The sequence below is a fragment of the Vicingus serpentipes genome, assembly GCF_007993035.1.
Lineage (GTDB): Bacteria > Bacteroidota > Bacteroidia > Flavobacteriales_E > Vicingaceae > Vicingus > Vicingus serpentipes.
In genome coordinates, this window is record NZ_VOOS01000004.1 from 82490 (window position 1) to 103417 (window position 20928).

General features: G+C 30.9%; 25 protein-coding genes. 20 read left to right on the forward strand and 5 right to left on the reverse strand.

Annotated elements, in window-relative coordinates; genetic code table 11:
• Window positions 1–39: 39 nt before the first annotated feature.
• Window positions 40–2199 (forward strand): tetratricopeptide repeat protein, encoded by a 2160-nt coding sequence (locus FRY74_RS09130; RefSeq protein WP_147100740.1) that lies wholly within the window; start codon window positions 40–42, stop codon window positions 2197–2199.
• Here FRY74_RS09130 and FRY74_RS09135 read toward each other — a convergent pair.
• The gene (locus FRY74_RS09135; protein ID WP_147100741.1) at window positions 2196–3233 is read right to left on the reverse strand and encodes a lysylphosphatidylglycerol synthase transmembrane domain-containing protein; all 1038 of its coding nucleotides are present in this window, start codon (window positions 3231–3233) and stop codon (window positions 2196–2198) included. The two genes, FRY74_RS09130 and FRY74_RS09135, sit on opposite strands and share 4 nt — an antisense overlap.
• Window positions 3234–3247: 14 nt before the next feature.
• Between FRY74_RS09135 and FRY74_RS09140 the strand changes: the two genes are divergently transcribed.
• From FRY74_RS09140 to nadD, 5 genes are read left to right on the forward strand one after another with little or no spacing between them, the layout of a single operon-like run.
• Window positions 3248–3595: an arsenate reductase family protein gene (locus tag FRY74_RS09140; protein WP_147100743.1), complete on the forward strand. Its 348-nt coding sequence runs from the start codon at window positions 3248–3250 to the stop codon at window positions 3593–3595.
• A complete protein-coding gene (locus FRY74_RS09145; protein WP_147100744.1) occupies window positions 3592–4482 on the forward strand; it encodes a DMT family transporter in 891 nt (296 codons plus the stop codon). Before FRY74_RS09140 ends, FRY74_RS09145 begins: the two co-directional genes overlap by 4 nt.
• 31 nt (window positions 4483–4513) lie before the next feature.
• A complete protein-coding gene (locus FRY74_RS09150) occupies window positions 4514–5392 on the forward strand; it encodes a YicC/YloC family endoribonuclease (RefSeq protein WP_147100746.1) in 879 nt (292 codons plus the stop codon).
• A 6-nt stretch (window positions 5393–5398) separates the two neighbouring features.
• On the forward strand, window positions 5399–5965 hold the full coding sequence (gmk, locus tag FRY74_RS09155) for a guanylate kinase (protein ID WP_147100748.1): 567 nt from the start codon (window positions 5399–5401) through the stop codon (window positions 5963–5965).
• A gap of 7 nt (window positions 5966–5972) precedes the next feature.
• Window positions 5973–6584, forward strand: a complete 612-nt coding sequence (nadD, locus tag FRY74_RS09160; protein ID WP_147100749.1) for a nicotinate (nicotinamide) nucleotide adenylyltransferase — start codon at window positions 5973–5975, stop codon at window positions 6582–6584.
• On the opposite strand, the gene FRY74_RS09165 is transcribed toward nadD, so the two are convergent.
• A complete protein-coding gene (locus FRY74_RS09165) occupies window positions 6572–7534 on the reverse strand; it encodes a DUF6427 family protein (RefSeq protein ID WP_147100751.1) in 963 nt (320 codons plus the stop codon). The two genes, nadD and FRY74_RS09165, sit on opposite strands and share 13 nt — an antisense overlap.
• 82 nt (window positions 7535–7616) lie before the next feature.
• Here FRY74_RS09165 and FRY74_RS09170 point away from each other — a divergent pair, with 82 nt between their 5' ends.
• From FRY74_RS09170 to FRY74_RS09215, 10 genes are all read left to right on the forward strand, one after another.
• Window positions 7617–7796 (forward strand): hypothetical protein, encoded by a 180-nt coding sequence (locus tag FRY74_RS09170; protein WP_147100752.1) that lies wholly within the window; start codon window positions 7617–7619, stop codon window positions 7794–7796.
• A 199-nt stretch (window positions 7797–7995) separates the two neighbouring features.
• Entirely contained in the window at window positions 7996–8451 is a 456-nt protein-coding gene (rplM, locus tag FRY74_RS09175) for a 50S ribosomal protein L13 (RefSeq protein ID WP_147100754.1), read from the forward strand.
• Window positions 8452–8456: 5 nt separating this feature from the next.
• On the forward strand, window positions 8457–8843 hold the full coding sequence (gene rpsI, locus FRY74_RS09180) for a 30S ribosomal protein S9 (RefSeq protein ID WP_147100756.1): 387 nt from the start codon (window positions 8457–8459) through the stop codon (window positions 8841–8843).
• A gap of 113 nt (window positions 8844–8956) precedes the next feature.
• Window positions 8957–9730 carry a 30S ribosomal protein S2 gene (gene rpsB, locus FRY74_RS09185; protein ID WP_147100758.1) on the forward strand — a complete coding sequence of 258 codons (774 nt, stop codon included), beginning with the start codon at window positions 8957–8959 and terminating at the stop codon, window positions 9728–9730.
• Between the two features lie 27 nt (window positions 9731–9757).
• The gene (gene tsf, locus FRY74_RS09190) at window positions 9758–10594 is read left to right on the forward strand and encodes a translation elongation factor Ts (protein ID WP_147100760.1); all 837 of its coding nucleotides are present in this window, start codon (window positions 9758–9760) and stop codon (window positions 10592–10594) included.
• Window positions 10595–10665: 71 nt separating this feature from the next.
• Window positions 10666–11376, forward strand: a complete 711-nt coding sequence (gene pyrH, locus FRY74_RS09195; RefSeq protein WP_147100761.1) for a UMP kinase — start codon at window positions 10666–10668, stop codon at window positions 11374–11376.
• A gap of 31 nt (window positions 11377–11407) precedes the next feature.
• Complete coding sequence (gene frr / locus FRY74_RS09200) at window positions 11408–11971, forward strand: ribosome recycling factor (RefSeq protein WP_147100763.1); 564 nt, start codon at window positions 11408–11410, stop codon at window positions 11969–11971.
• Window positions 11972–12069: 98 nt separating this feature from the next.
• Window positions 12070–13569, forward strand: coding sequence for a GH3 auxin-responsive promoter family protein (locus FRY74_RS09205; protein WP_147100765.1), 1500 nt, complete (start codon window positions 12070–12072; stop codon window positions 13567–13569).
• 72 nt (window positions 13570–13641) lie between these two features.
• On the forward strand, window positions 13642–14967 hold the full coding sequence (locus FRY74_RS09210; RefSeq protein WP_147100767.1) for a VWA domain-containing protein: 1326 nt from the start codon (window positions 13642–13644) through the stop codon (window positions 14965–14967).
• A gap of 3 nt (window positions 14968–14970) precedes the next feature.
• Window positions 14971–16125, forward strand: a complete 1155-nt coding sequence (locus FRY74_RS09215; protein WP_147100769.1) for a 1-deoxy-D-xylulose-5-phosphate reductoisomerase — start codon at window positions 14971–14973, stop codon at window positions 16123–16125.
• Window position 16126: 1 nt separating this feature from the next.
• Here the strand turns inward: FRY74_RS09215 and FRY74_RS09220 are convergent, their stop codons facing one another.
• From FRY74_RS09220 to FRY74_RS09230, 3 genes are read right to left on the reverse strand one after another with little or no spacing between them, the layout of a single operon-like run.
• Window positions 16127–17152: a glycosyltransferase gene (locus FRY74_RS09220; RefSeq protein WP_147100771.1), complete on the reverse strand. Its 1026-nt coding sequence runs from the start codon at window positions 17150–17152 to the stop codon at window positions 16127–16129.
• Window positions 17145–17693 (reverse strand): DUF1697 domain-containing protein, encoded by a 549-nt coding sequence (locus FRY74_RS09225; RefSeq protein WP_170227995.1) that lies wholly within the window; start codon window positions 17691–17693, stop codon window positions 17145–17147. Before FRY74_RS09225 ends, FRY74_RS09220 begins: the two co-directional genes overlap by 8 nt.
• Window positions 17690–18556 (reverse strand): lysophospholipid acyltransferase family protein, encoded by an 867-nt coding sequence (locus FRY74_RS09230; protein ID WP_147100775.1) that lies wholly within the window; start codon window positions 18554–18556, stop codon window positions 17690–17692. The genes FRY74_RS09225 and FRY74_RS09230 overlap by 4 nt, the downstream gene beginning before the upstream one ends.
• 55 nt (window positions 18557–18611) lie before the next feature.
• Here FRY74_RS09230 and FRY74_RS09235 point away from each other — a divergent pair, with 55 nt between their 5' ends.
• From FRY74_RS09235 to FRY74_RS09250, 4 genes are all read left to right on the forward strand, one after another.
• The gene (locus FRY74_RS09235) at window positions 18612–19307 is read left to right on the forward strand and encodes an SDR family oxidoreductase (RefSeq protein WP_147100777.1); all 696 of its coding nucleotides are present in this window, start codon (window positions 18612–18614) and stop codon (window positions 19305–19307) included.
• Window positions 19308–19386: 79 nt separating this feature from the next.
• Window positions 19387–19776 carry a DUF302 domain-containing protein gene (locus FRY74_RS09240; RefSeq protein ID WP_147100779.1) on the forward strand — a complete coding sequence of 130 codons (390 nt, stop codon included), beginning with the start codon at window positions 19387–19389 and terminating at the stop codon, window positions 19774–19776.
• A gap of 49 nt (window positions 19777–19825) precedes the next feature.
• Window positions 19826–20617, forward strand: coding sequence for a heme-binding domain-containing protein (locus tag FRY74_RS13060; protein WP_147100781.1), 792 nt, complete (start codon window positions 19826–19828; stop codon window positions 20615–20617).
• Between the two features lies 1 nt (window position 20618).
• Entirely contained in the window at window positions 20619–20915 is a 297-nt protein-coding gene (locus FRY74_RS09250) for an ArsR/SmtB family transcription factor (RefSeq protein ID WP_147100783.1), read from the forward strand.
• Window positions 20916–20928 lie beyond the last annotated feature (13 nt).

Sequence of the window (20928 nt, forward strand, 5' to 3'; positions counted from 1 at the left end):
GCCTAACTGAAAAAATTCAACTATTTTAGATTTCTAAAAATGAAAAAAAAACTAATCATATTATTTTTCTTAATTCCCTTCTTAGGGACTACTCAAAACTTTGCTGATAAAACTTTTTATTTAATTGATAGTTTAGACTTAGACGATTTAACTAAAGGAGATAAAGAATTAATTGATAATTCATTAAAATTATTTCACTCAACAAAAGATGATACACTTAAAATACAATCATTAAGTAGTATTTGTGAAAACATGATGCATGACGATTGGGAAAAGTATCAATATTATCAGTACTCTCTTATTAAAAATTCTCTATCAAAAAATACATCTAAAAAAGAATCTCTTACCTTAAAAAAGTCTTTAGCGAGTGCTTTAAATAATCTTGGCTTTATTCATATGAATAATGGAGATATTGATTCCGCTCTTTTTTATAATCACAAATGCCTTGAAGTTAGAAAGGAATTAAATGATAAAAAGGGATTAGCAATACTATATAATAACTTTGGAGGTATATACAAAAACCAAGGAGATATAGCTTTAGCTCTAAATTATTTTCATAAAGGATTAAAAATACAAGAAGAATTAAGTGATATTAGAGGGGCTGCGGTTTCTTTAAATAATATTGGCCAAATCTATAAAATACAAAAAGATTTAGACCTTGCATTGGAGTATTATCAAAAAAGTTTAGAAATAAGAATTTCTAATAAAGATAAATTAGGAATGTCTGGCTCTTATAATAATATTGCAGGTGTTTTTCAAGCAAAAAATGATTTAGAAAAGGCTCTTGAATATTGTTTTAAAGGCCTAAATATCTCTATAGAAATTGGTGACAAAAGAGGTATGGCTTCATCCTACAACAATATTGGATATATCTATAAAATTCTTGGAAATAAATCTCTAAATGAAGAATATTGGCTAAAAAGCATAAAAATCAGAGAAGAAATTGGTGATAAAGAAGGAGCTTCTTCTTCCTATAACAATATTGGCCTTGATAATTATCAAAACTCTGAATTTGCCAAAGCAAGAACTATGGCTGAAAAAGGATTGCAGCTTGCAAAAGAAATAGGTTTTCCTAGTCTAATCGAAAGAAACGCTGGACTTTTAAGTTTAATTGCGACTAAACAAGGAAAGTATAAAGAAGCTTTTGAAATGCGCAACCTTGAAATACAAATGCGTGATAGTATAGCTAGCGAAGAAAATATTAGAGCAGCAGCCCAACAACAAGCGAAGTATGAATATGAAAAAGAGCAAGCGATTAATGACAAAGAACATGAGAAACAATTAGCTATAGAAAAAGAAGCAAAAGCTAAACAAAAAATAATCACTTATGCAACTGCAAGTGGATTAGGATTAGTGGGTATTTTCTTATTTTTTGTAATAAATAGGTTAAATGTTACTCGTAGACAAAAAGGAATAATTGAGTTGGCTCATACTGAGCTGGAAGAAAAAAACAAAGAAATAACAGATAGTATTCAGTATGCAAAGCGGATTCAGAATGCTATTTTACCTCCAAATAAATTAGTTAAAGAATATTTACAAGAAAGTTTTATTTTATACAAACCCAAAGACATTGTTGCTGGAGATTTTTACTGGCTAGAACTCAAAGATAATAAAATACTATTTGCAGCTGCAGATTGTACTGGACATGGTGTTCCTGGAGCTATGGTGAGTGTAATTTGCAATAATGGATTAAATAGAAGTGTACGAGAGCATGGATTAACTGACCCAGGAGAAATACTAAATAAGACTAGGGAGATTGTAATTTCTGAGTTTGAAAAAAGTGAAGATGAGGTAAAAGATGGAATGGACATTGCTCTTTGTAGTTTAGAAGGCAATGTTTTAAAGTATGCTGGCGCTAACAATCCCTTATGGATTATTAGAAAAAACGCTACGCAAATAGAAGAAGTAAAAGCTAACAAACAACCTATTGGAAAGTATTCGGAGAATTTAGCTTTTACTACCCATACAATCGAGTTACAAAAAGGCGATAGTGTTTATATTTTTTCTGATGGGTATTCAGATCAATTTGGCGGAGAAAAAGGGAAAAAAATGAAAGCTGCTAACTTTAAAAAATTACTGCTTTCAATCCAAAACGAAACAATTGAAAAACAAAAGCAATTAATAGATGAGGCTTTTGAAGAATGGAAGGGTGATCTAGAACAATTGGATGATGTTTGTGTAATTGGAATTAAGGCCTAGTTAATTCTCTTTATCCATTTTGGCAAAACAAATGCACCAATAAACAAATAAGGGTAATAGCTGATTAATCTCCACAACACGACCAACAATCCTGCTAATCCAATAGGAATAAAGTCTTGTAAAAAACCATTAAAAGCAAATTCAGCAACTCCAGTACCTCCTGGTGTTGGACTAATTAATAAAATTACCCACATTACCAATTGTCTACCATAAATTAAAAAATGGCTCGAGACGTCAGTAAACGCCAAGATTAAAAAGTTTACAACCCAAAAACGAGCAGTCCAAGAAAAAATAGTTGCTCCAAAAGCTTTCACCCAAAATAAGAATGATTTATTTTTAAGCTCTGCAGAGGTTTGAATTAAATCATCTCCTAACTTCTCAATTTTTATTTGCCACTTGCGTAAAATTTTAATACTGAAAAGCTTTACTAAACTATTCTTTAATCGCTGAGGATTAACAAATACTCCATAAAATATTAACGTCACCAAAAACAAAATGAATACATAGCCAACCATAAAAATTTCCTTGGTAGAAAGTGTAATGCCAAATACTGTTTTACTTAATTCAATGGGGAAAAGATGTTGAGTCCCTATTAAGAGAATAACCAAAGGCACCATAATCACATAAAACAATTCATCTAACAAAGCTGTAACCATAACTACAGCAGTACTCTTTCCTAAACTAATTCCTTCTTTATTTAGTATGAACATTGCTACCCCGCTTCCGCCAACAACTGAAGGTGTAATTGAAGAAGCAAATTCCCATAACATGATTACATCAAAACTTTTTCTCCAAGATAAGACATTCTCGGTCAGTACTTTAATTCGATACATGTAGGCTAAATCTCTAATCACCATCATTAAAACAGCTACAAGTAACCACCCAAACATTTCATAAGTCCAATCAATTTGTTGTAGTGATTTCCAATTTGTTTTATCCCAAAGCATATAACCAGCAACTAGAAATCCAATAGCAATTGGAATTGCAATTCTTTTTGCTGAAAATAAATCGGTTACTTTATTACTTTTGGACATTATAAAATTTAGCGATGAAAAAAATTTATTACCTATCTACTTGTTCTACTTGCAACAGAATTATAAAAGATCTTGGTCTTGATGACTCTTTTGAATATCAAGATATCAAAACTAATAAAATAACTGAAGCTCAGTTAGAGAAAATGGCAGAAATGAGTGGGTCGTACGAAAGCTTATTTAGCCGTAGAGCAATGAAATACAAAGAATTAAACCTTGGAAATAAAGATTTATCTGAAACTGACATTAAAAAATTAATTCTTGATGAATATACTTTTTTAAAACGTCCGGTAATTATTATCAATTCTGAAATATTTGTTGGAAATGCTAAAAAAATAATTGAAGCAGCAGCTAAACTGATATGAGTACAAACTTAAAAGCTCATTTGGCAATTCTTGGTGCAAATTTAATTTATGGCATAAATTATTCTATAGCTAAAGATGTAATGCCTGCTTATATTTTACCTTTTGGTTTTATATTTTGTAGAGTTCTTGGTGCTTTGATGCTCTTTTTTGCTATTGGTTCTTATATTAAAGAAAAAGTTGAGCAAAAAGATTTATTAAAACTTGCCGTTTGCGGATTTTTTGGTGTTGCCGCAAATCAGATGATGTTTTTTTATGGTTTAAACTTAACCAATCCCATAAATGCAGGAATAATAATGACCTCTAACCCCATATTAGTTTTAATTGTTTCTGCCATAATTTTAAAAACTAGAATCACCGCAAACAAAATTCTAGGTATTACACTAGGTATTGCTGGAGCATTAATTATTCTTTTATTTAAAAAAGGATTTGCTTTTGGCTCAGACACTATTGTTGGCGATACTTTTATATTTTTAAATGCTCTATCGTATGGTATCTATTTAGTGTTGGTTAAGCCACTAATGAGCAAGTACAAACCCATTACTGTAATTAAATGGGTATTTACATTTGGATTTATCTATGTGCTCCCATTCGGGATTTCACAAGCTAGTGAAATAGAATGGAGTTCATTCAACCCAGAAATTTGGTTGAAATTTTTATTTGTAATTATTGGCACAACATTTTTTGCCTACTTATTTAATATTTATGGCCTTAAAAAACTAAGCCCATCAACCGTTTCTACATATATTTATTTACAACCAGTTATTGCTGCTTTTTTTGCTATTTCTGTTGGAAAAGACAGTTTTACATGGATTAAATTAATTGCTGCTATTTTAATTTTTAGTGGGGTTTACTTAGTTAGTAAGCCAATCTCATCAAAAAACCAATAGGTTTATTAACTTTGTAGTTCAAAAATAATTTATGATTAAATCGATGACTGGCTTTGGCAAAGCAACTGCCGAAGTAAATAACAAAAAAATTAGCGTAGAAATAAAATCGCTAAACAGTAAACAGGCTGACATGTTTGTACGAATGCCTTCTTTTTATAAGGAAAAAGAATTGCCGGTTAGATCATTGATTAACAAAGAATTGGAGAGAGGAAAGATCGAGTTTAATCTTTATGTAGAATTACTAGCTGAACAATCATCAGTTAACCTAAACAAAGACCTTTTTAAAAAATACTATACCGAACTGAAAGATGTTTTAGCAGATTTAAATGAAGCAACTACTAATGAAAATCTTGTTTCTATTGTTGCTAAAATGCCTGACGTTTATAAATCAGAAAAGTCTGAATTAGACGAAACTGAATGGGTAGAAATTGAAAAAACAATAAAAGAAGCTATTATTGCTCTCGATAATTTTAGAAGAGACGAAGGAAAATCATTACTTGAAGAGCTTACGTTAAGAATAAATAATATTGTTTCGCTTTTAGCTGAGGTAGAACAATATGATGAAGAAAGAATAACTACAGTAAAAGAAAGAATTAGCAACCACTTAAAAGAAGCTGTTGGTGAACAAAACATCAACAACGACAGGTTTGAACAAGAGTTAATTTTTTACATCGAAAAATTTGATGTTACTGAAGAAAAAACTAGGCTAACAACTCACTGCAATTATTTTTTAGAAACCCTAAATTCTGATATTTCTGAAGGAAAAAAATTAGGTTTTATTTCTCAAGAAATTGGAAGAGAGATTAATACCTTAGGCTCTAAAGCTAACCACGCTGACATTCAAAAAATTGTGGTGAAAATGAAAGATGAGCTAGAAAAAATTAAAGAACAAGCATTAAACATATTATAAAGGAAGATGGAAGGAAAGTGTATTATTTTATGTGCCCCATCGGGAGCAGGAAAAACTTCAATTACTAAATTTTTGTTAGAGCAAGATTTAGGATTAGAATTTTCAATTTCGGCATGCAATAGAGAAAAAAGAGAAAATGAAAAAGACGGTGTTGACTATCATTTTTTATCTACTGAAGATTTTAAAAGACGAATTGACAACAATGAATTTGTAGAATGGGAGGAAGTTTATAAAGATAATTATTATGGAACTTTAAAAACTGAAATTAACAGAATTTGGAATAGCGGAAAAAATGTAATTTTTGACGTTGACGTTGAGGGAGGATTAAGTTTAACAAAACATTTTGGTGAAAAAGCGATGGCTATTTTTATCCAACCCCCTTCAATGGAAGCTTTAGAAGAAAGATTAAGAGGAAGGGGAACAGAGGATGAAGAAAAAATTCAAAAAAGATTAGCCAAAGCGGGTAAAGAATTATCTTATGCAAAATGGTTTGATACTATTATAGTAAACTCTAATCTTGAAGAATCTCAAAAAGAAGCCTTACACATTGTAAAATCGTTTTTGAAGAAATAGGTTAGCCATGAAAATAGGTTTATACTTTGGCACATACAACCCTATTCATGTCGGTCATCTAATTATTGCTAATTATATGGCAGATTTTACTGAGCTTGATCAAGTTTGGTTAGTCGTTACCCCGCAAAATCCTTTAAAGAAAAAAAATACTTTACTGGAAGATTACCATCGTTTAGCCATGGTTGAAATTGCTGTTGAAGACAACACTAAACTAACCGCTTCAAATATAGAATTTAAGCTTCCTCAACCTTCTTATACTTCTAACACCTTAGCCTATCTTAAAGAAAAACATCCTAAGCATGAGTTTTCACTTATTATGGGTGAAGATAACTTACGCACACTTCATAAATGGAAAAACTTTGATCAGATTTTAAATAATCATATGATTTATGTTTATCCTAGAGCATTAACTGAACAAGAAAGGACTGAAGTAATTGAGCAAACTGAAACAGAAAACACTTTGGCTCAACATAAAAATGTAATTGTTTGTGATGCTCCTGTAATGAAAGTTTCAGCTAGCTTTATCAGAAAAGCGATTAAAGATAAAAAAGATGTGCGCTACTTATTAACTGAACCAGTATTTAAGTATGTAACCGATATGAATTTCTATAAAAAGTAGTCTAATATTATAGATACTAATAGGAGCATAAACGCTAATTCTCCAATCGCTCTTTTTTTAATACCTGTAAAAAAGTTAGCCAAAATAATAGATAATGGCACAATTAAAATAAGGTATGTAAAACGTAAATCTTGTAATTTAAAAAAATAAGTTAACGCACTTACTCCCATTAAAAGAAATACCATCATTAACAATTTTCTAGTTTTTACAACATTTCTACCTATTAAAAGTATTAGATTAAATATTGCCAAAATAGAAAGGAAACTCACAAAACTTAAAAAATAATAGTTTTTAATAATTACTTTATCAATTTTGTCGGAATGAAAAAGCAGATAATTATCAATAGTAAAAATAAGCTGATTGTTTAAATATAAATAAGTAACCCAATAAATAAATGGCACTAAAAATCCTATTATCAATATTAGAAAATCTTTTCCTTTGGGAGTTCTAACATAAGCTATTCCAAAAATTGCAAGTGGCAAAAGCAAAATAAATGGATTATAAAGAACGACAGCTAAACCAAGAAAAAAACCTACATTAAATATAGTAGCATTTGCTTGTTGTAAGTTGTACAACTTAAAAAGTTGATGAATTAACAACAACACAAGAGTATTAACAACTAATAATAAGTTAAGAGAAAATAAAACTAAGCCAGCACCATTAAGCAACACATAAAATACTGCAACTAAAAAAGAGTTAGATTTAAGTAACTTATTAGTGCTAACAATATAGTTTAAATAAATAGCTTGCCCACTAATTAACAAAGACGTTATAATAATATTTAGCCATCTTGGGGAAAATAAAAAATCAATCCCATTAAAATTAGCAACCTGGGTTTTTAAAATAACTTCTTGTGAAATAAAAAAACCAGGCATCCACAAAACAATTGAAAGTATTACAACTAATACTCCAACTATACTCTTATTAGATTTAAAAATTTCGAGAAGCATTTTGTAATATTAATTAAATAAGTTCTTTTTTTGTTTTGTTAATTAAAGATTAGTTTTAAATTTGTTGTCTAAAATTAATATTATGGCTGATTTTGTTTACTGGTTAAAAGATGTTTTTTATGCATTTTTCGGAGTTTTTGAAAAATTAGGAAACATTCCAAACTATGCATTTATAGCATTAGGATTTGTAGGATTATTCTATTGGCTTATTCTACAAAAGAAATACAATAAAAAAGCACAAGATACAGGGGAATTAAAATAAACTCCTTATTCTTTTCAATACATTAAACTTCTTAATATTATTTTAAGAAGTTTTTTATTTTAAAGCCTTCTTGTTCTATTTTATTCAATTATTAACAAATAAATTGTTAATAATGTTGGTGCATTAAAAAAATAGTCATAAATTCGCAGCCCCAATTTAGGGTATAATGTAATAACTGATTGATTAAAAGTATATTTACGTGGACACATTAAGTTACAAAACAATTTCAGCAAATAGTGCTACAGTTAATAAAAACTGGGTATTAATAGATGCTAAAGACGAAACACTAGGAAGACTAGGTAGTAAAGTTGCAAACCTTATTAGAGGTAAGCATAAAACAAATTTCACTCCTCATGTTGACTGTGGTGATAACGTTATTGTTATAAACGCAGAACACATTAACCTTACAGGTAACAAGTGGGAAGATAAAAAATACATTACTTATTCTGAATACCCTGGTGGTCAGAAAAGTGCTACGGCTAAAGAAGTAATGGCTAAAAATCCTATTCGTATGGTTGAAAAAGCTGTAAAAGGAATGTTGCCAAAAAATAAATTAGGTAGAGCTATGTACAAAAACTTATTTGTGTATGCTGGTGCAGAACATCCACATGAAGCTCAAAAACCTCAAACATTAAAATTAACAGAGATTAAATAATAAGCATGGAAGTTACTAACGCAACGGGAAGAAGAAAAACAGCTGTAGCTAGAGTTTACCTTTCTAAAGGAAAAGGAAACATTACAGTTAATAAAAAAGATTACAAAGTGTTTTTTCCTACATCTATATTACAAGGTAAAGTACAACAAGCATTTGTTGCTACTGAAACAAAAGATACATTTGACGTTAAAGTTAATGTATATGGTGGTGGAATCAATGGTCAAGCAGAAGCTGTTAGACATGCAATAGCTAGAGCATTGGTAAAAATTAATGAAGATAACAAAGCATTAATGAAACCAGAAAGCTTATTAACTAGAGATCCTAGAATGGTTGAACGTAAAAAACCAGGACAGCCTAAAGCTCGTAAAAAATTCCAATTTAGTAAACGTTAAGATATTTGGCATAAAGCCGAATTTTATAATCTATTGTTTAGTATCTAAATTTTTGAGATGGCATATGCCCTACTACAAGAATTGAGTTATTAAAGAATGTAAACAATAAACAAATGTCAAAAGTAAATTTTCAAGAATTACTAGAAGCAGGTGTACACTTTGGTCACCTAAAAAGAAAATGGAACCCTAAAATGGCTCCTTACATTTTTATGGAGCGTAATGGTATTCACATTATCGACTTACATAAAACTGCTGCAAAATTAGAGGAAGCTTCTGCTGCTCTTAGTCAAATTGCAAAATCAGGTAAAAAAATTATGTTCGTAGCTACAAAAAAACAAGCTAAAGACATTGTTGCCGACAAAATCAAAAATATTAACATGCCTTACGTGACTGAAAGATGGCCAGGTGGTATGTTAACTAACTTTGTTACTATTAGAAAAGCTGTTAGAAAAATGGCTACTATCGATAAGATGGGTGAAGATGGTACAATGGCTACATTATCAAAAAGAGAGCGTTTACAAATTGCTCGTCAAAGAGAAAAATTAGAAAGAAACTTAGGTTCTATTGCTGATTTAACTAGATTACCAGCTGCAATTTTTGTAGTTGATATTATGAAAGAACACATTGCAATTGCTGAAGCTAAGAAATTAGGTATTCCAACATTTGCTATAGTAGATACGAATTCAGATCCTACTTTAGTAGATTTCCCTATTCCAGCGAATGATGATGCTTCTAAGTCTATCGAAAAAATTATTGATCTTGTTTGCGGAAGTATTACAGAAGCTTTAGCAGAAAGAAAACAAGAAAGAGAAAAAGTAAAGACTGAAAAAGCTCCTAAAGCTGAAAAGAAAGCTGAAGAAGTAGCAGAAACAGAAAAAAAAGATTAATTCATTCTTATTAAATAAAAGATAAAAATGTCAAACATTACAGCAGCAGACGTAAACAAATTACGTAAACAAACAGGTGCAGGTATGATGGACTGCAAAAAAGCCTTAGTAGAAGCTGAAGGCGATTTCGAAAAAGCCATTGATATATTAAGAGCAAAAGGACAAAAGGTTGCCGCTAAAAGAGGTGATAGAGATGCTAATGAAGGTTTAGTTATTGCAAAAACTACAGCAGATGGTAAAAAAGCTGTTATGGTTGTTGTAAACTGTGAAACAGATTTCGTAGCTCAAAACGCTGATTTTGGTGCTTTTGCTAATACTATTTTAGACTTAGCAATTGCTAACAACGCTACTAGCGTTGATGCAGTTAAAGCTTTAAGTTATGCTGGAAACGGCTTAACTGTTGGTGATAAAATTATTGAGCAAACAGGTGTTATAGGCGAAAAAATTGATGTTTCTGCAATTGAAGTTGTTGAAGCTGAGCATGTAGTTGCTTATAATCACCCTGGTAACAAATTAGCTTCTATAGTTGGGTTAAACAAAGGTGGAGATGCAATTGCTGATGCAGGAAAACAAGTTGCAATGCAAGTTGCTGCTATGGCTCCTATCGCATTAAACGAAGATCAAGTAGACGAAGCTACTATTGCTAGAGAATTAGAAGTAGGTAAAGAACAAGCATTAGCTGAAGGTAAACCTGCAGAAATGGTTGATAAAATTGCTGAAGGTAAAGTAAAGAAATTCTTAAAAGAAAATACTTTATTAAACCAACCGTCATTAAGAGACAACAAAAAAACTGTAAGTCAAGCATTAGCTGAAGTTGAAAGCGGATTAACCGTTACTAGCTTTAAGCGAATAATGTTAGGATAACATATTTAATTATTAAAAAGAGAGAATTTAAATTCTCTCTTTTTTTTGCCCAAAAATTAATAAAATAAAATATGGCGTTTAAAAGAATTCTACTAAAACTCAGCGGAGAGTCGTTAATGGGTAACAAACAATTTGGTATTGACAACAATCGTTTATCTGAGTACGCAAAAGAAATTAAAGAAATAGTAAACCAAGGAGTTGAAGTTGCAATAGTAATTGGAGGAGGAAACATTTTTAGAGGTATTCAAGCCGAAGAAGGTGGAATGGAGAGAACACAAGGAGATTACATGGGAATGTTAGCAACCGTTATAAACAGTATGGCACTTCAATCAGCATTAGAGGCAGCAGATGTAAAAACAAGATTGCAAACAGCAATTGAAATGAAAGAAATTGCTGAGCCTTTTATAAAAAGAAGAGCAGTTCGCCATTTAGAAAAAGGAAGAGTAGTAATATTTGGAGCTGGAACAGGTAATCCTTATTTTACAACAGACACAGCTGCAAGTTTAAGAGCAATAGAAATTGAAGCAGATGTGATTTTAAAAGGAACTAGAGTTGATGGGATTTATACAGCAGATCCAGAAAAAGATCCAACAGCAACTAAATATGACTCCATTACTTTTGATGAAGTTTATGAAAAAGGTCTGAATGTAATGGATATGACAGCATTTACATTATGTAAAGAAAATGACTTACCAATTATTGTTTTTGATATGGACACGCCAGGGAACCTGAAAAAAGTTATCGCTCAACAAGAACAAATAGGAACAGTCGTAAAATTATAATTTTAGTTATTTTTGATAAAAATTTATCATTATGAACGAAGACGTACAATTTATACTTGATTCAACTAAAGAGGCAATGGAAGCAGCTTTAGTTCATCTTGAAAAGCAATTACAAAAAATACGTGCGGGAAAAGCTAGTCCAATGATGCTTAGTAGCGTTATGGTTGACTATTATGGCTCAATGACTCCTTTATCTCAAGTTGCAAACGTAAACACCTTAGATGGTAGAACAATCTCTGTTCAACCATGGGAGAAGAGTATGACTCAACCAATTGAAACAGCTATTATAAATGCAAACTTAGGTCTAAATCCACAAAATAATGGAGAAAGCATTTTAATTAATGTGCCTATGCTAACAGAAGAGCGTAGGAGAGATTTAACTAAACAAGCGAAAGCGGAAGGAGAGCATGCAAAAGTTGGAGTTAGAAATTCTCGTAAAGATGCAAATGATGAAATAAAAAAATTGAATAACGATGGTTTAAGCGATGACATGAGTAAAGATGCTGAAGCAAGTGTTCAAAAACTTACCGATACTTTTATTGCTAAAGTTGATGCTTTAATTGATGCTAAAGAAAAAGATATTATGACTATTTAAAATAGTTTATTTTGATTACTAAAAATCCCATTGATTAATTTCTCTGGGATTTTTTTTTTGTGTAAATCTGATTAACTTCGTTAACAATAATTTTTAAAATGAGCATAAAAGCTTCCCTTAGTTTACTTTACGCTAAATTCGTTTGCAATAAAATTGCAAAATGGAGCAATAACCCAATTGTTTCTCAAGAAAAAGTTTTTACAACCCTTATTAAACAAGGGGGAAATACAGAATTCGGAAAAGATCATAATTTCCAAATGATAACAGACTATGAATCATTTAAAAAAAATGTTCCTGTTAAAGATTATGAAGATTTAAAACCCTACATCGAAAAAATAAAAGCAGGACAAGAAAATATATTGTGGCCTGGCTTACCTAATTACTTTTCTAAAACCTCAGGCACTACTTCAGGAGCTAAATATATTCCAAACACAGTAGAATCGTTAAACGAACAGATCAAAGCAGCTAAAAATGCTATTTTATGTTACATCAACGAAACCAAAAAAACTGATTTTGTTAATGGTAAAATGATTTTTCTACAAGGAAGTCCTGAATTAGATAATTCGCTTAAAGTTCCTGTTGGAAGATTATCCGGCATAGTAGCTCATCATGTTCCTAGTTACTTACAAAAAAACAGGTTGCCTTCTTATGAAACCAATTGTATAGATGATTGGGAAACTAAGATAAGTGCAATAATTAAAGAGACTGTAAATGAAAAAATGACCCTAATTTCTGGTATTCCGCCATGGGTTCAAATGTATTTTGACAAGCTGATAGAAACTACCGGAAAAAGAAACATTGCGGAAATATTTCCTGAATTTTCGTTGTTTATTTATGGGGGAGTAAATTTTGAGCCTTATCGAGCAAAATTTGAAAGCACAATTGGAAAACATATCGACAGCATAGAAACCTATCCAGCATCTGAAGGGTTTATTGCTTTTCAAGACTCTCAAAAAGAAGAAGGATTATTGCTAAACATAAATGCAGGTATCTTTTTTGAATTTATTCCTGCTGATGAATATTTTGATGAAAATCCTTCTCGAATTTCATTAAAAGATGTAGAGCTAAATAAAAATTATGCTTTAATCTTAAATACCAATGCAGGTCTATGGGGCTATAGTATTGGAGATACGGTAAAATTTGTTTCTTTAAATCCATATCGGATTGTTGTTTCTGGAAGAATAAAACATTTTACCTCTGCGTTTGGAGAACATGTAATTGGTGAAGAAGTTGATTATGCCTTGCAAAAAGCTACAGAAGAATTAAAAATTGAAGTAAAAGAATACCACGTTGCTCCTCAAGTAAATCCTCCAGAAGGAGGAATCGCATACCACGAATGGTTTGTTGAGTTTACAACTGAAGGCGTTGATTTAAAAAACATTGCAAATAAAATAGATACTTTACTGCAAGGTAAAAACTCTTATTATAAAGACTTAAGAATAGGAGATATGTTAAGTACACTCAAAATCACCCCATTAAAACCAAATGCTTTTAATGATTACATGAAAAGTATTGGAAAATTAGGTGGTCAAAATAAATTGCCTCGCTTATCAAACGACAGAAAAATTGCTGACGAATTAACTCCATTTAAAATTTAAAGTCGATTATATTTCTTTTACCTTTGGCAACAAGTTTGCAGAACATATTAAAATTTTGAATACCAGATTGTAATGAACAAAATACTAGTCATTCTATTTCTTATAATTACTCCCTTTCTTAAAGCGCAAGTTGTATTCAATACGTCGCACCATAATTTTGGAGAGTTAAACACTGAAGACCAAAAGTATTTTGATTTTACATTGACGAATGCAGGGAAAGTACCTGCGTTTATATTAAGAATTGAAGAGCCTTACGGGATTGATGCAAAGTTTTCTAATAAAGAAATAGCTCCCGATAGCACCGTAATTGTTCGAATTAAATACACTCCAAAACGAAAAGGGAAATTTAAAAAAGATGTACCTGTATGGGTAAGTGTAAACAATGAACCGATTACATTTACTATTGAAGGAGAAGCAAAAACATTTGACATTAATGAATCGTTAGCTTGTCCTGATTTTAAAGTAAATAAACAACCTGTTGATTTAAAATCGGATTTAAAAATTAATGTAATTGATGTAAACACAAAAAAACCAATTGAAAATGCTACCGTTGAAATTATTTGGGATGGATTAGTTTATAAAAATTTGAGGACTGATAAAAACGGTGAAATCATCCAAAACTTAAAATGGGATAACTATTATTTTGTGGTTAACGCTGAAGGATATGGAACCAAAGAACAAGATGTATATGTAAACAAAAATAACAACACAATCGAATTTCAATTAGGAGAGCCAACAGAAGAAGAATTAGCAATAGTAGAAGATACTATTCCTGTTGAGCCTGAAATAATTCCAGAACCAGAAGATACCATTTCAACCGCTGCACTTCCTGTTAATTTATACGCTCCTAATAATGTTGTTTTCTGTATTGATGTTTCTGTATCGATGAAACAAAAAGGCCGTTTAGATTTGCTTAAAGCTTCTATGATAGAGTTATTAAACGGATTGAGAACAATTGATAAATTAGCTATTGTTACCTACGCTTCCTCAACAGAAACAATTTTAGAGTCTAATTATGTAACTAACAAAGCTGAAATCACCAAATTGATTCAAGAGTTAGAAGCTGGTGGTTATACCGCTGGTGGAAAAGGAATTAAAAAAGCTTATCAAGTTGCCCGATCTAGTTTTATTGAAGAAGGAAACAATCAAGTAATTATTGCTACAGATGGTGCATTTAATTTAGATAAAGGGGATAAAGGAATTTTAAGTGATGTAGAAGCTAATCTTAAAAAAGGTGTTACTATCTCCGTTGTTGGAGTTAAAAACGAAAAATGGACAATAAAATCGATGACTGATATTGCCGAAACTGGTGGTGGTCATTATTTACATATCGAATCATTTTCTCAAGCACAACAAGTGTTGATGAATGAAATAAAAACTAACTCAAGAAAAAAATAACTCTTGGAAAAGAAAAAAATTGCCATACTTGGTTCTACTGGTTCTATAGGAACCCAAGCTCTAGAAGTAATAGAAGAACATGCCGATAAATTTGAAGTTGAAGTGTTAACTTCAAACAATAATGCTGATTTATTAATTGAACAAGCTTTAAAATTTAAACCTAATACTGTTGTAATTGCAAATGAAGCACATTACAAAAAAGTAGAGGAAGCTTTGTGGGAAAACGATATTAAAGTATTTTCTGGAACAGATTCTTTAGCTCAAATTGTGGAAATGGAGAGCATTAACATTGTTCTTACAGCTTTAGTAGGTTATGCTGGGTTAAAACCAACTATTAATGCAATTAATGCTAAAAAAACTATTGCGCTTGCCAACAAAGAAACCCTTGTGGTTGCTGGGGAATTAATCACCAAATTAGCTCGAGAAAATGGTGTGCATATTTACCCTGTTGACTCAGAACATTCTGCAATCTTTCAATGCTTAACTGGAGAATTATTAAATCCTATTGAAAAAATATATTTAACCGCTTCAGGTGGACCATTTAGAGGTAAAAAAAGAGAAGATTTATTAAACATCACAAAAGAACAAGCGCTAAAACACCCTAACTGGGAAATGGGAGCAAAAATCACTATCGACTCTGCTACTTTAATGAACAAAGGTTTAGAGGTTATTGAAGCAAAATGGTTGTTCAACTTAAAGCCAGAACAAATTGATGTAATAGTTCATCCCCAATCTATTGTTCATTCGCTTGTTCAATTTGAAGATGGCAGCATGAAAGCTCAAATGGGGTTGCCAGACATGAAACAACCTATTCAATATGCATTGTCATATCCTTATCGTTTAACTTCTAAATCGCCACGATTTAACTTTATGGATTACCCAAACTTAACCTTTGAGCAACCAGATAAAGAAACATTTAAAAATTTAGCTCTAGCTTATGAAGCGATGGATAAGGGCGGAAATTTAGCTTGCATTTTAAATGCTGCAAACGAAGTTGCTGTTGATGCATTTTTAAAAGATAAAATCAAGTTTTTAGATATTGCTGAGATTAATCAAAAATGCATGGAAGCTATCTCTTTCATTAAAAATCCTAGCTACGAGGATTATGTGAAAACAAATAATGAAACAAGAGTTTTTGCTGAAGGGTTAGTAAAATAATTTACATTACAAATCCACTGTAATTTTTTACCTCTTTCACTGCCTTCTCTAAATCAAATTCACTTTGCTTTTGAGTATAAAACTGCCCTTTTTCTTGATGGTATTGGGCTAAATATTCTTGCTCTGTTTGTCCGGGTGTGGGAACTAAAATCGCTTTTTTACCCAATGTAGCTAAATCCATAATCGTGCTGTAACCAGAACGGCTAATCACCACTTTACTTTTTTGAAGGTAATTTAAAAATTCATTGGTTTCAAGATGATTGTAAATTTGAATTGCTGAGTTTTCAATTTTCAATTTTTCATTAGAGTCAGGCAAACCTCTTACTAATACTCCTTTTAAATTTGTATCCCTTACTTGCTCTAATATTAGCTTTTCAAAAATTGTTCGTTGGGGTTCTGGACCAGAAACAATAGCTATAAAATCATATTCTTCCGAGAAATCACATGCCTTTTTTAATGAAGAAAATCTTGATAAAGGCCCAATAAACTTATAATTATGAGGTAATGGTTTTTTATGAGCCAAATCGCCACTAAGGTTATTCTCCCCTTCAATATCTGGAATCCATACTTCATCAAAATTTGCCAAATAATTATTAAGTATTTTTTCAATTAACCACTCTCCTGTTGGAGCTTTAATAAATAACTGGTGAGTAATTAAAGTCGACTCTATTTTATTGTTCCATAAACCATATCGATTATCAGAAACTACTTGATCAATTTTGTATTTATCAATAATTGCTGCTAACCATTCCTGTTCTTCTTGTATAGCTTTTTTAATTTTCGGAAGTTGAGTCAACATCTTTGAAATCATTGCTCCATTTTCAGGGTATTCAACGTTATATCCTTTTAATTCAATAAAAGTTACATAAGGGAATTCTTGTTTCAACAATGCTTCTTGCTTTCCAGAAGTACCAATAATTACTTTGTGATTGTCTTTTAAAAAAGATTGTATAATTGGTATGCAACGCGTAGCATGTCCTAACCCCCAATCTAACGGGCAAACTAATATGGTTTTTTGATTAGTCAACTTCTTTAGATAATTCAGTCAGTTTTTTCATGGTGTTATAATTTCGGGTAGTGCTACTCACTTTTAATTTCTTTTCAAAAAATGTACCCTGCCACTTTGCTCTTCCAACACCATTTGGATAAAAACAATAAATAACCTCATCTGTTATTTTAAAAAACTCTTCTGTTTGTTCTAATTGTTCTAATTCTTTTACAAACTCTGAATTTGGCTTTTCTGCTAATAAAGTATAATAAACAGCTTTTAGCTGATCTTGATTTCCCTCTAAAAAGGTATGATTTTCTGTTATTCTTTGTAATTTTTCAGCACCTAACACTTGAACATCTACATCAAATCCAAATACTTTTAAAATATTAGTTTTTATTGTTTCTTGAATTGAAACAATATCTTCTTTTTTAGATGAAAACACTACATTTCCACTTTGAATATAGGTTGTTACATTTTTAAATTCAGCCTTTTCAAACATCGATTTTAACTCAGTCATTTTTATCAATTTATGACCACTAACGTTAATTCCTCTCAATAAAGCTATATATATTTTCATTCTTCTCGTTTGTGTTTCCATCTTCGATGCGTCCAAAGCCAATACTGAGGCAACTCATTTATATTGTCTTCTAAAAAACGATGTGCTTTTTCAATAATTTCACCCTGTCCCATTTCGTTTGGAGTTTCTGTAACCATTTTAAACTCTGCTTCATAATAACCTCTTTTAGGTTTATGAATTACTCCATAAACTACAGGCATATTGTATTCTTTCGCATATTTCTCCGCTCCATAAAAAACAGCTGTATCTTGATTTAAAAAAGTCATCCAATGTGCTTTTTTAGGGTTCGAAGGGCTTTGGTCCATCCCAAATATGATTCCTTTTGGCCGTCCAAAATCTTTTTCAAAATATTTCTTTGTTTGACTCATCGGACAAAGCATCATCCCAAACCGTTGACGAGAAGTTTGCATCTTTTCATCAAAATACTTATTACTTAATGGTTTGTAAATACCTATTAGTAAGTGTCGCATTTGCATCGAAACGCCTAGTGCCAAAATTTCCCAATTATTATAATGTCCACCAACAAAAACAATGTCTTTTCCTTCTTCATAAAGTTTGTCTACAATTGTTCTGTCTCTTACTTTAAATCGCTTGTTTAATTCCTTTTCAGAAATGGTAAACCCCTTTAATCCTTCTACAATTACATCACAAAAATGAACGTAAAACTTCTTTGCAATTTGGTGATGTTCTTTAGGTGTTTTATCAGGAAATGAGTTTTTGATATTTCCATAAACCACCTTTTTACGGTAGCCCAAAACATGAAACATCATAAAAAAAGCAAAATCGGAAACCCGATACAATAAAAAATGAGGTAAGTACGAAATGGGTAAAATCAATAAATAATAAACGATACGGTTAACCATAAACTATGTGTCTGCTTAATGTAAAAAATCAGATAAAGTTAGTTATTTTTGATTTATGAAAGCGGTAATTACAGGTGCAACAAGAGGCGTTGGTAGAGCTTCAGCTTTTATGCTTGCTCAAGAAGGCTACGATTTAGCCTTATCTTCTCGCAATATTTCTGATTTAGAACAATTAAAATTAGAATTAGAATCAAAATTTGGCAATTCTGTTTTCATTCAACAGGCTGATTTATCCATTAAAGAAGAAGCCATAAATTTTTCGGAAAATATTATCGAAAAATTTAACAAAATTGAAGTACTAATTAACAATATTGGTAAATATAACGTTAGTAAACTGACCGATAGTGATAGTGATTTAGAGTTGATGATAAATACCAATTTAAATTCGGCTTATTACATTAGTAAAAATATTGCAGTAAATATGGGCAACAACAATAGTGGCCACATTTTTAATATCTGCTCTGTTTTGAGTTTAAAGCCAAGAATTGAAGCTGCAACTTATACTATATCTAAACATGCTTTAAAAGGCTTTAATGACGTGTTAAGAGAAGAAATGAGAGAGCATAATGTTAAAGTAACAGCTATTTATCCAGGTTCAATTAACACTTCTAGCTGGGATGGAATAATTGCTCCTAAAGAAAAATTTGTTCAACCAGAAGACATCGCTAAAACAATAAAAACCTGTTTATCCATTTCTAAAAATGCAAACATTGAAGAAATTGTGATTAATCCTTTAGATAAAAACTACTAAGTGAAAAATTTATAACAAAATTCAAGACTCATTTAATGAATTAAATTTCTATTTTAAATAAACCCTTATCTCCTCTATTATGAAATATTACAACGCTAAAAACATTCCTAATACTACTGTAGAAAAACTTCGACCAAAAGTTGAAGAGGAACTAAAAAAAGAAGGTTTTGGTGTGCTTACAGAAATTGACATCCAAGCAACGATGAAAAAGAAATTAGATAAGGATTATTTGCCTCATTTAATTTTAGGTGCATGTAACCCTGTTTATGCTGACAAAGTAATTAGTATTGAGCCAACTATTAGCACAATGCTGCCATGTAATGTAACCCTTCGTCAATTGGAAGATGGGAGTGTTCAAATTGCAATTATTGACCCTGCTGCGGCAATGGGTGCCATTGGTAATCCTAGTTTAGAAACACCAGCAAAAGAAGTACAAGAAAAGTTAATGAACGTTTTAAATAACATTTAAAAAATTCACTAAAGGTTTAATCTTACCTTTATATTAGATCATTATTATTATGAAAAAGAAAATATTATTAGCAATTGTAGCTATTTTAGTAATTATTCAATTTTTTAGAATTGATAAAACAAACCCTGAAGTGGTATTAGAAAATGATTTTATAACCATTACTAACCCTCCAGAAGAAATTGCTGCAATTTTAAAAACAAGTTGTTACGATTGTCACTCTTATGAAACTAAATATCCTTGGTACACTAACGTTTCACCAATAGCATGGTGGGTTAAAGATCATATTAACGAAGGTAGGGATGAATTAAATTTTTCTGAATGGGCAAATTATAAAGAAAAACGTAAAAAACACAAACTAGAAGAGTGCATTGAATTGGTTGAAGAAAATGAAATGCCTTTAGAAAGTTATTTAATTACTCATGGTGATGCAAAATTAACTGAAACTCAAAAAACAGAATTATTAAATTGGCTTCATGCTGAATTTAAAGGAAAAAAGAAAATCGATAAAGCAGAATTAAGCCTAAACGATGGTGCAAAATGGCAAGCAAATAAAGCGACCACGTTAGGCATTGCAAAAATGCTCGAAATTGTTAATGATAATACTGCTGATAATCAAATAACTTCTTTAAATGGGAAAGGAGAATTATTAGAAACTGAAATGAAACTTATCTTTGAAAAATGTGACATGGTTGGTGAATCTCATGAACAATTACATACGTTTTTACTTCCTTTAGTAAAAAAGTTTAGAACTTTAAGAGAAACAACAAATGTTGAAGAATTTTATTCTACTGAAAAAGAAATAAAAAATCATTTAGAAAATTATACTAATTACTTTGAGTAAAATGGAAAGTATAAACTACAATATTGAAAAATTGGAGCATATGTCTGAAGTTTTAAAAGCTGTAGCACATCCTTTAAGAATTGCAATTGTAGACTTATTAATTCATCATAAAGAACTTACTGTAACAGAGATACATTCAAAGCTAAACATTCCTCAACCCGAAGCTTCTAGACAATTAAGAACACTAAAAACTGGAAATCTAATTAAATTAAGAAAAGAAGGAAATACTCGGTTTTATTCATTATTAGATCCTAATATTTCTAAACTACTTCACTGTGTAGAAAATTGCACTATCTAATTTAGAATAATTG

Bases quoted from the DNA above. Each gene is read 5' to 3' on its own strand.
- FRY74_RS09130 (WP_147100740.1), top strand. From the start codon at position 40: ATGAAAAAAAAACTAATCATATTATTTTTCTTAATTCCCTTCTTAGGG.
- FRY74_RS09135 (WP_147100741.1), bottom strand. From the start codon at position 3,233: ATGTCCAAAAGTAATAAAGTAACCGATTTATTTTCAGCAAAAAGAATT.
- FRY74_RS09140 (WP_147100743.1), top strand. From the start codon at position 3,248: ATGAAAAAAATTTATTACCTATCTACTTGTTCTACTTGCAACAGAATT.
- FRY74_RS09145 (WP_147100744.1), top strand. From the start codon at position 3,592: ATGAGTACAAACTTAAAAGCTCATTTGGCAATTCTTGGTGCAAATTTA.
- FRY74_RS09150 (WP_147100746.1), top strand. From the start codon at position 4,514: ATGATTAAATCGATGACTGGCTTTGGCAAAGCAACTGCCGAAGTAAAT.
- gmk (WP_147100748.1), top strand. From the start codon at position 5,399: ATGGAAGGAAAGTGTATTATTTTATGTGCCCCATCGGGAGCAGGAAAA.
- nadD (WP_147100749.1), top strand. From the start codon at position 5,973: ATGAAAATAGGTTTATACTTTGGCACATACAACCCTATTCATGTCGGT.
- FRY74_RS09165 (WP_147100751.1), bottom strand. From the start codon at position 7,534: ATGCTTCTCGAAATTTTTAAATCTAATAAGAGTATAGTTGGAGTATTA.
- FRY74_RS09170 (WP_147100752.1), top strand. From the start codon at position 7,617: ATGGCTGATTTTGTTTACTGGTTAAAAGATGTTTTTTATGCATTTTTC.
- rpsI (WP_147100756.1), top strand. From the start codon at position 8,457: ATGGAAGTTACTAACGCAACGGGAAGAAGAAAAACAGCTGTAGCTAGA.
- rpsB (WP_147100758.1), top strand. From the start codon at position 8,957: ATGTCAAAAGTAAATTTTCAAGAATTACTAGAAGCAGGTGTACACTTT.
- tsf (WP_147100760.1), top strand. From the start codon at position 9,758: ATGTCAAACATTACAGCAGCAGACGTAAACAAATTACGTAAACAAACA.
- pyrH (WP_147100761.1), top strand. From the start codon at position 10,666: ATGGCGTTTAAAAGAATTCTACTAAAACTCAGCGGAGAGTCGTTAATG.
- frr (WP_147100763.1), top strand. From the start codon at position 11,408: ATGAACGAAGACGTACAATTTATACTTGATTCAACTAAAGAGGCAATG.
- FRY74_RS09205 (WP_147100765.1), top strand. From the start codon at position 12,070: ATGAGCATAAAAGCTTCCCTTAGTTTACTTTACGCTAAATTCGTTTGC.
- FRY74_RS09210 (WP_147100767.1), top strand. From the start codon at position 13,642: ATGAACAAAATACTAGTCATTCTATTTCTTATAATTACTCCCTTTCTT.
- FRY74_RS09225 (WP_170227995.1), bottom strand. From the start codon at position 17,693: ATGAAAATATATATAGCTTTATTGAGAGGAATTAACGTTAGTGGTCAT.
- FRY74_RS09230 (WP_147100775.1), bottom strand. From the start codon at position 18,556: ATGGTTAACCGTATCGTTTATTATTTATTGATTTTACCCATTTCGTAC.
- FRY74_RS09235 (WP_147100777.1), top strand. From the start codon at position 18,612: ATGAAAGCGGTAATTACAGGTGCAACAAGAGGCGTTGGTAGAGCTTCA.
- FRY74_RS09240 (WP_147100779.1), top strand. From the start codon at position 19,387: ATGAAATATTACAACGCTAAAAACATTCCTAATACTACTGTAGAAAAA.
- FRY74_RS13060 (WP_147100781.1), top strand. From the start codon at position 19,826: ATGAAAAAGAAAATATTATTAGCAATTGTAGCTATTTTAGTAATTATT.
- FRY74_RS09250 (WP_147100783.1), top strand. From the start codon at position 20,619: ATGGAAAGTATAAACTACAATATTGAAAAATTGGAGCATATGTCTGAA.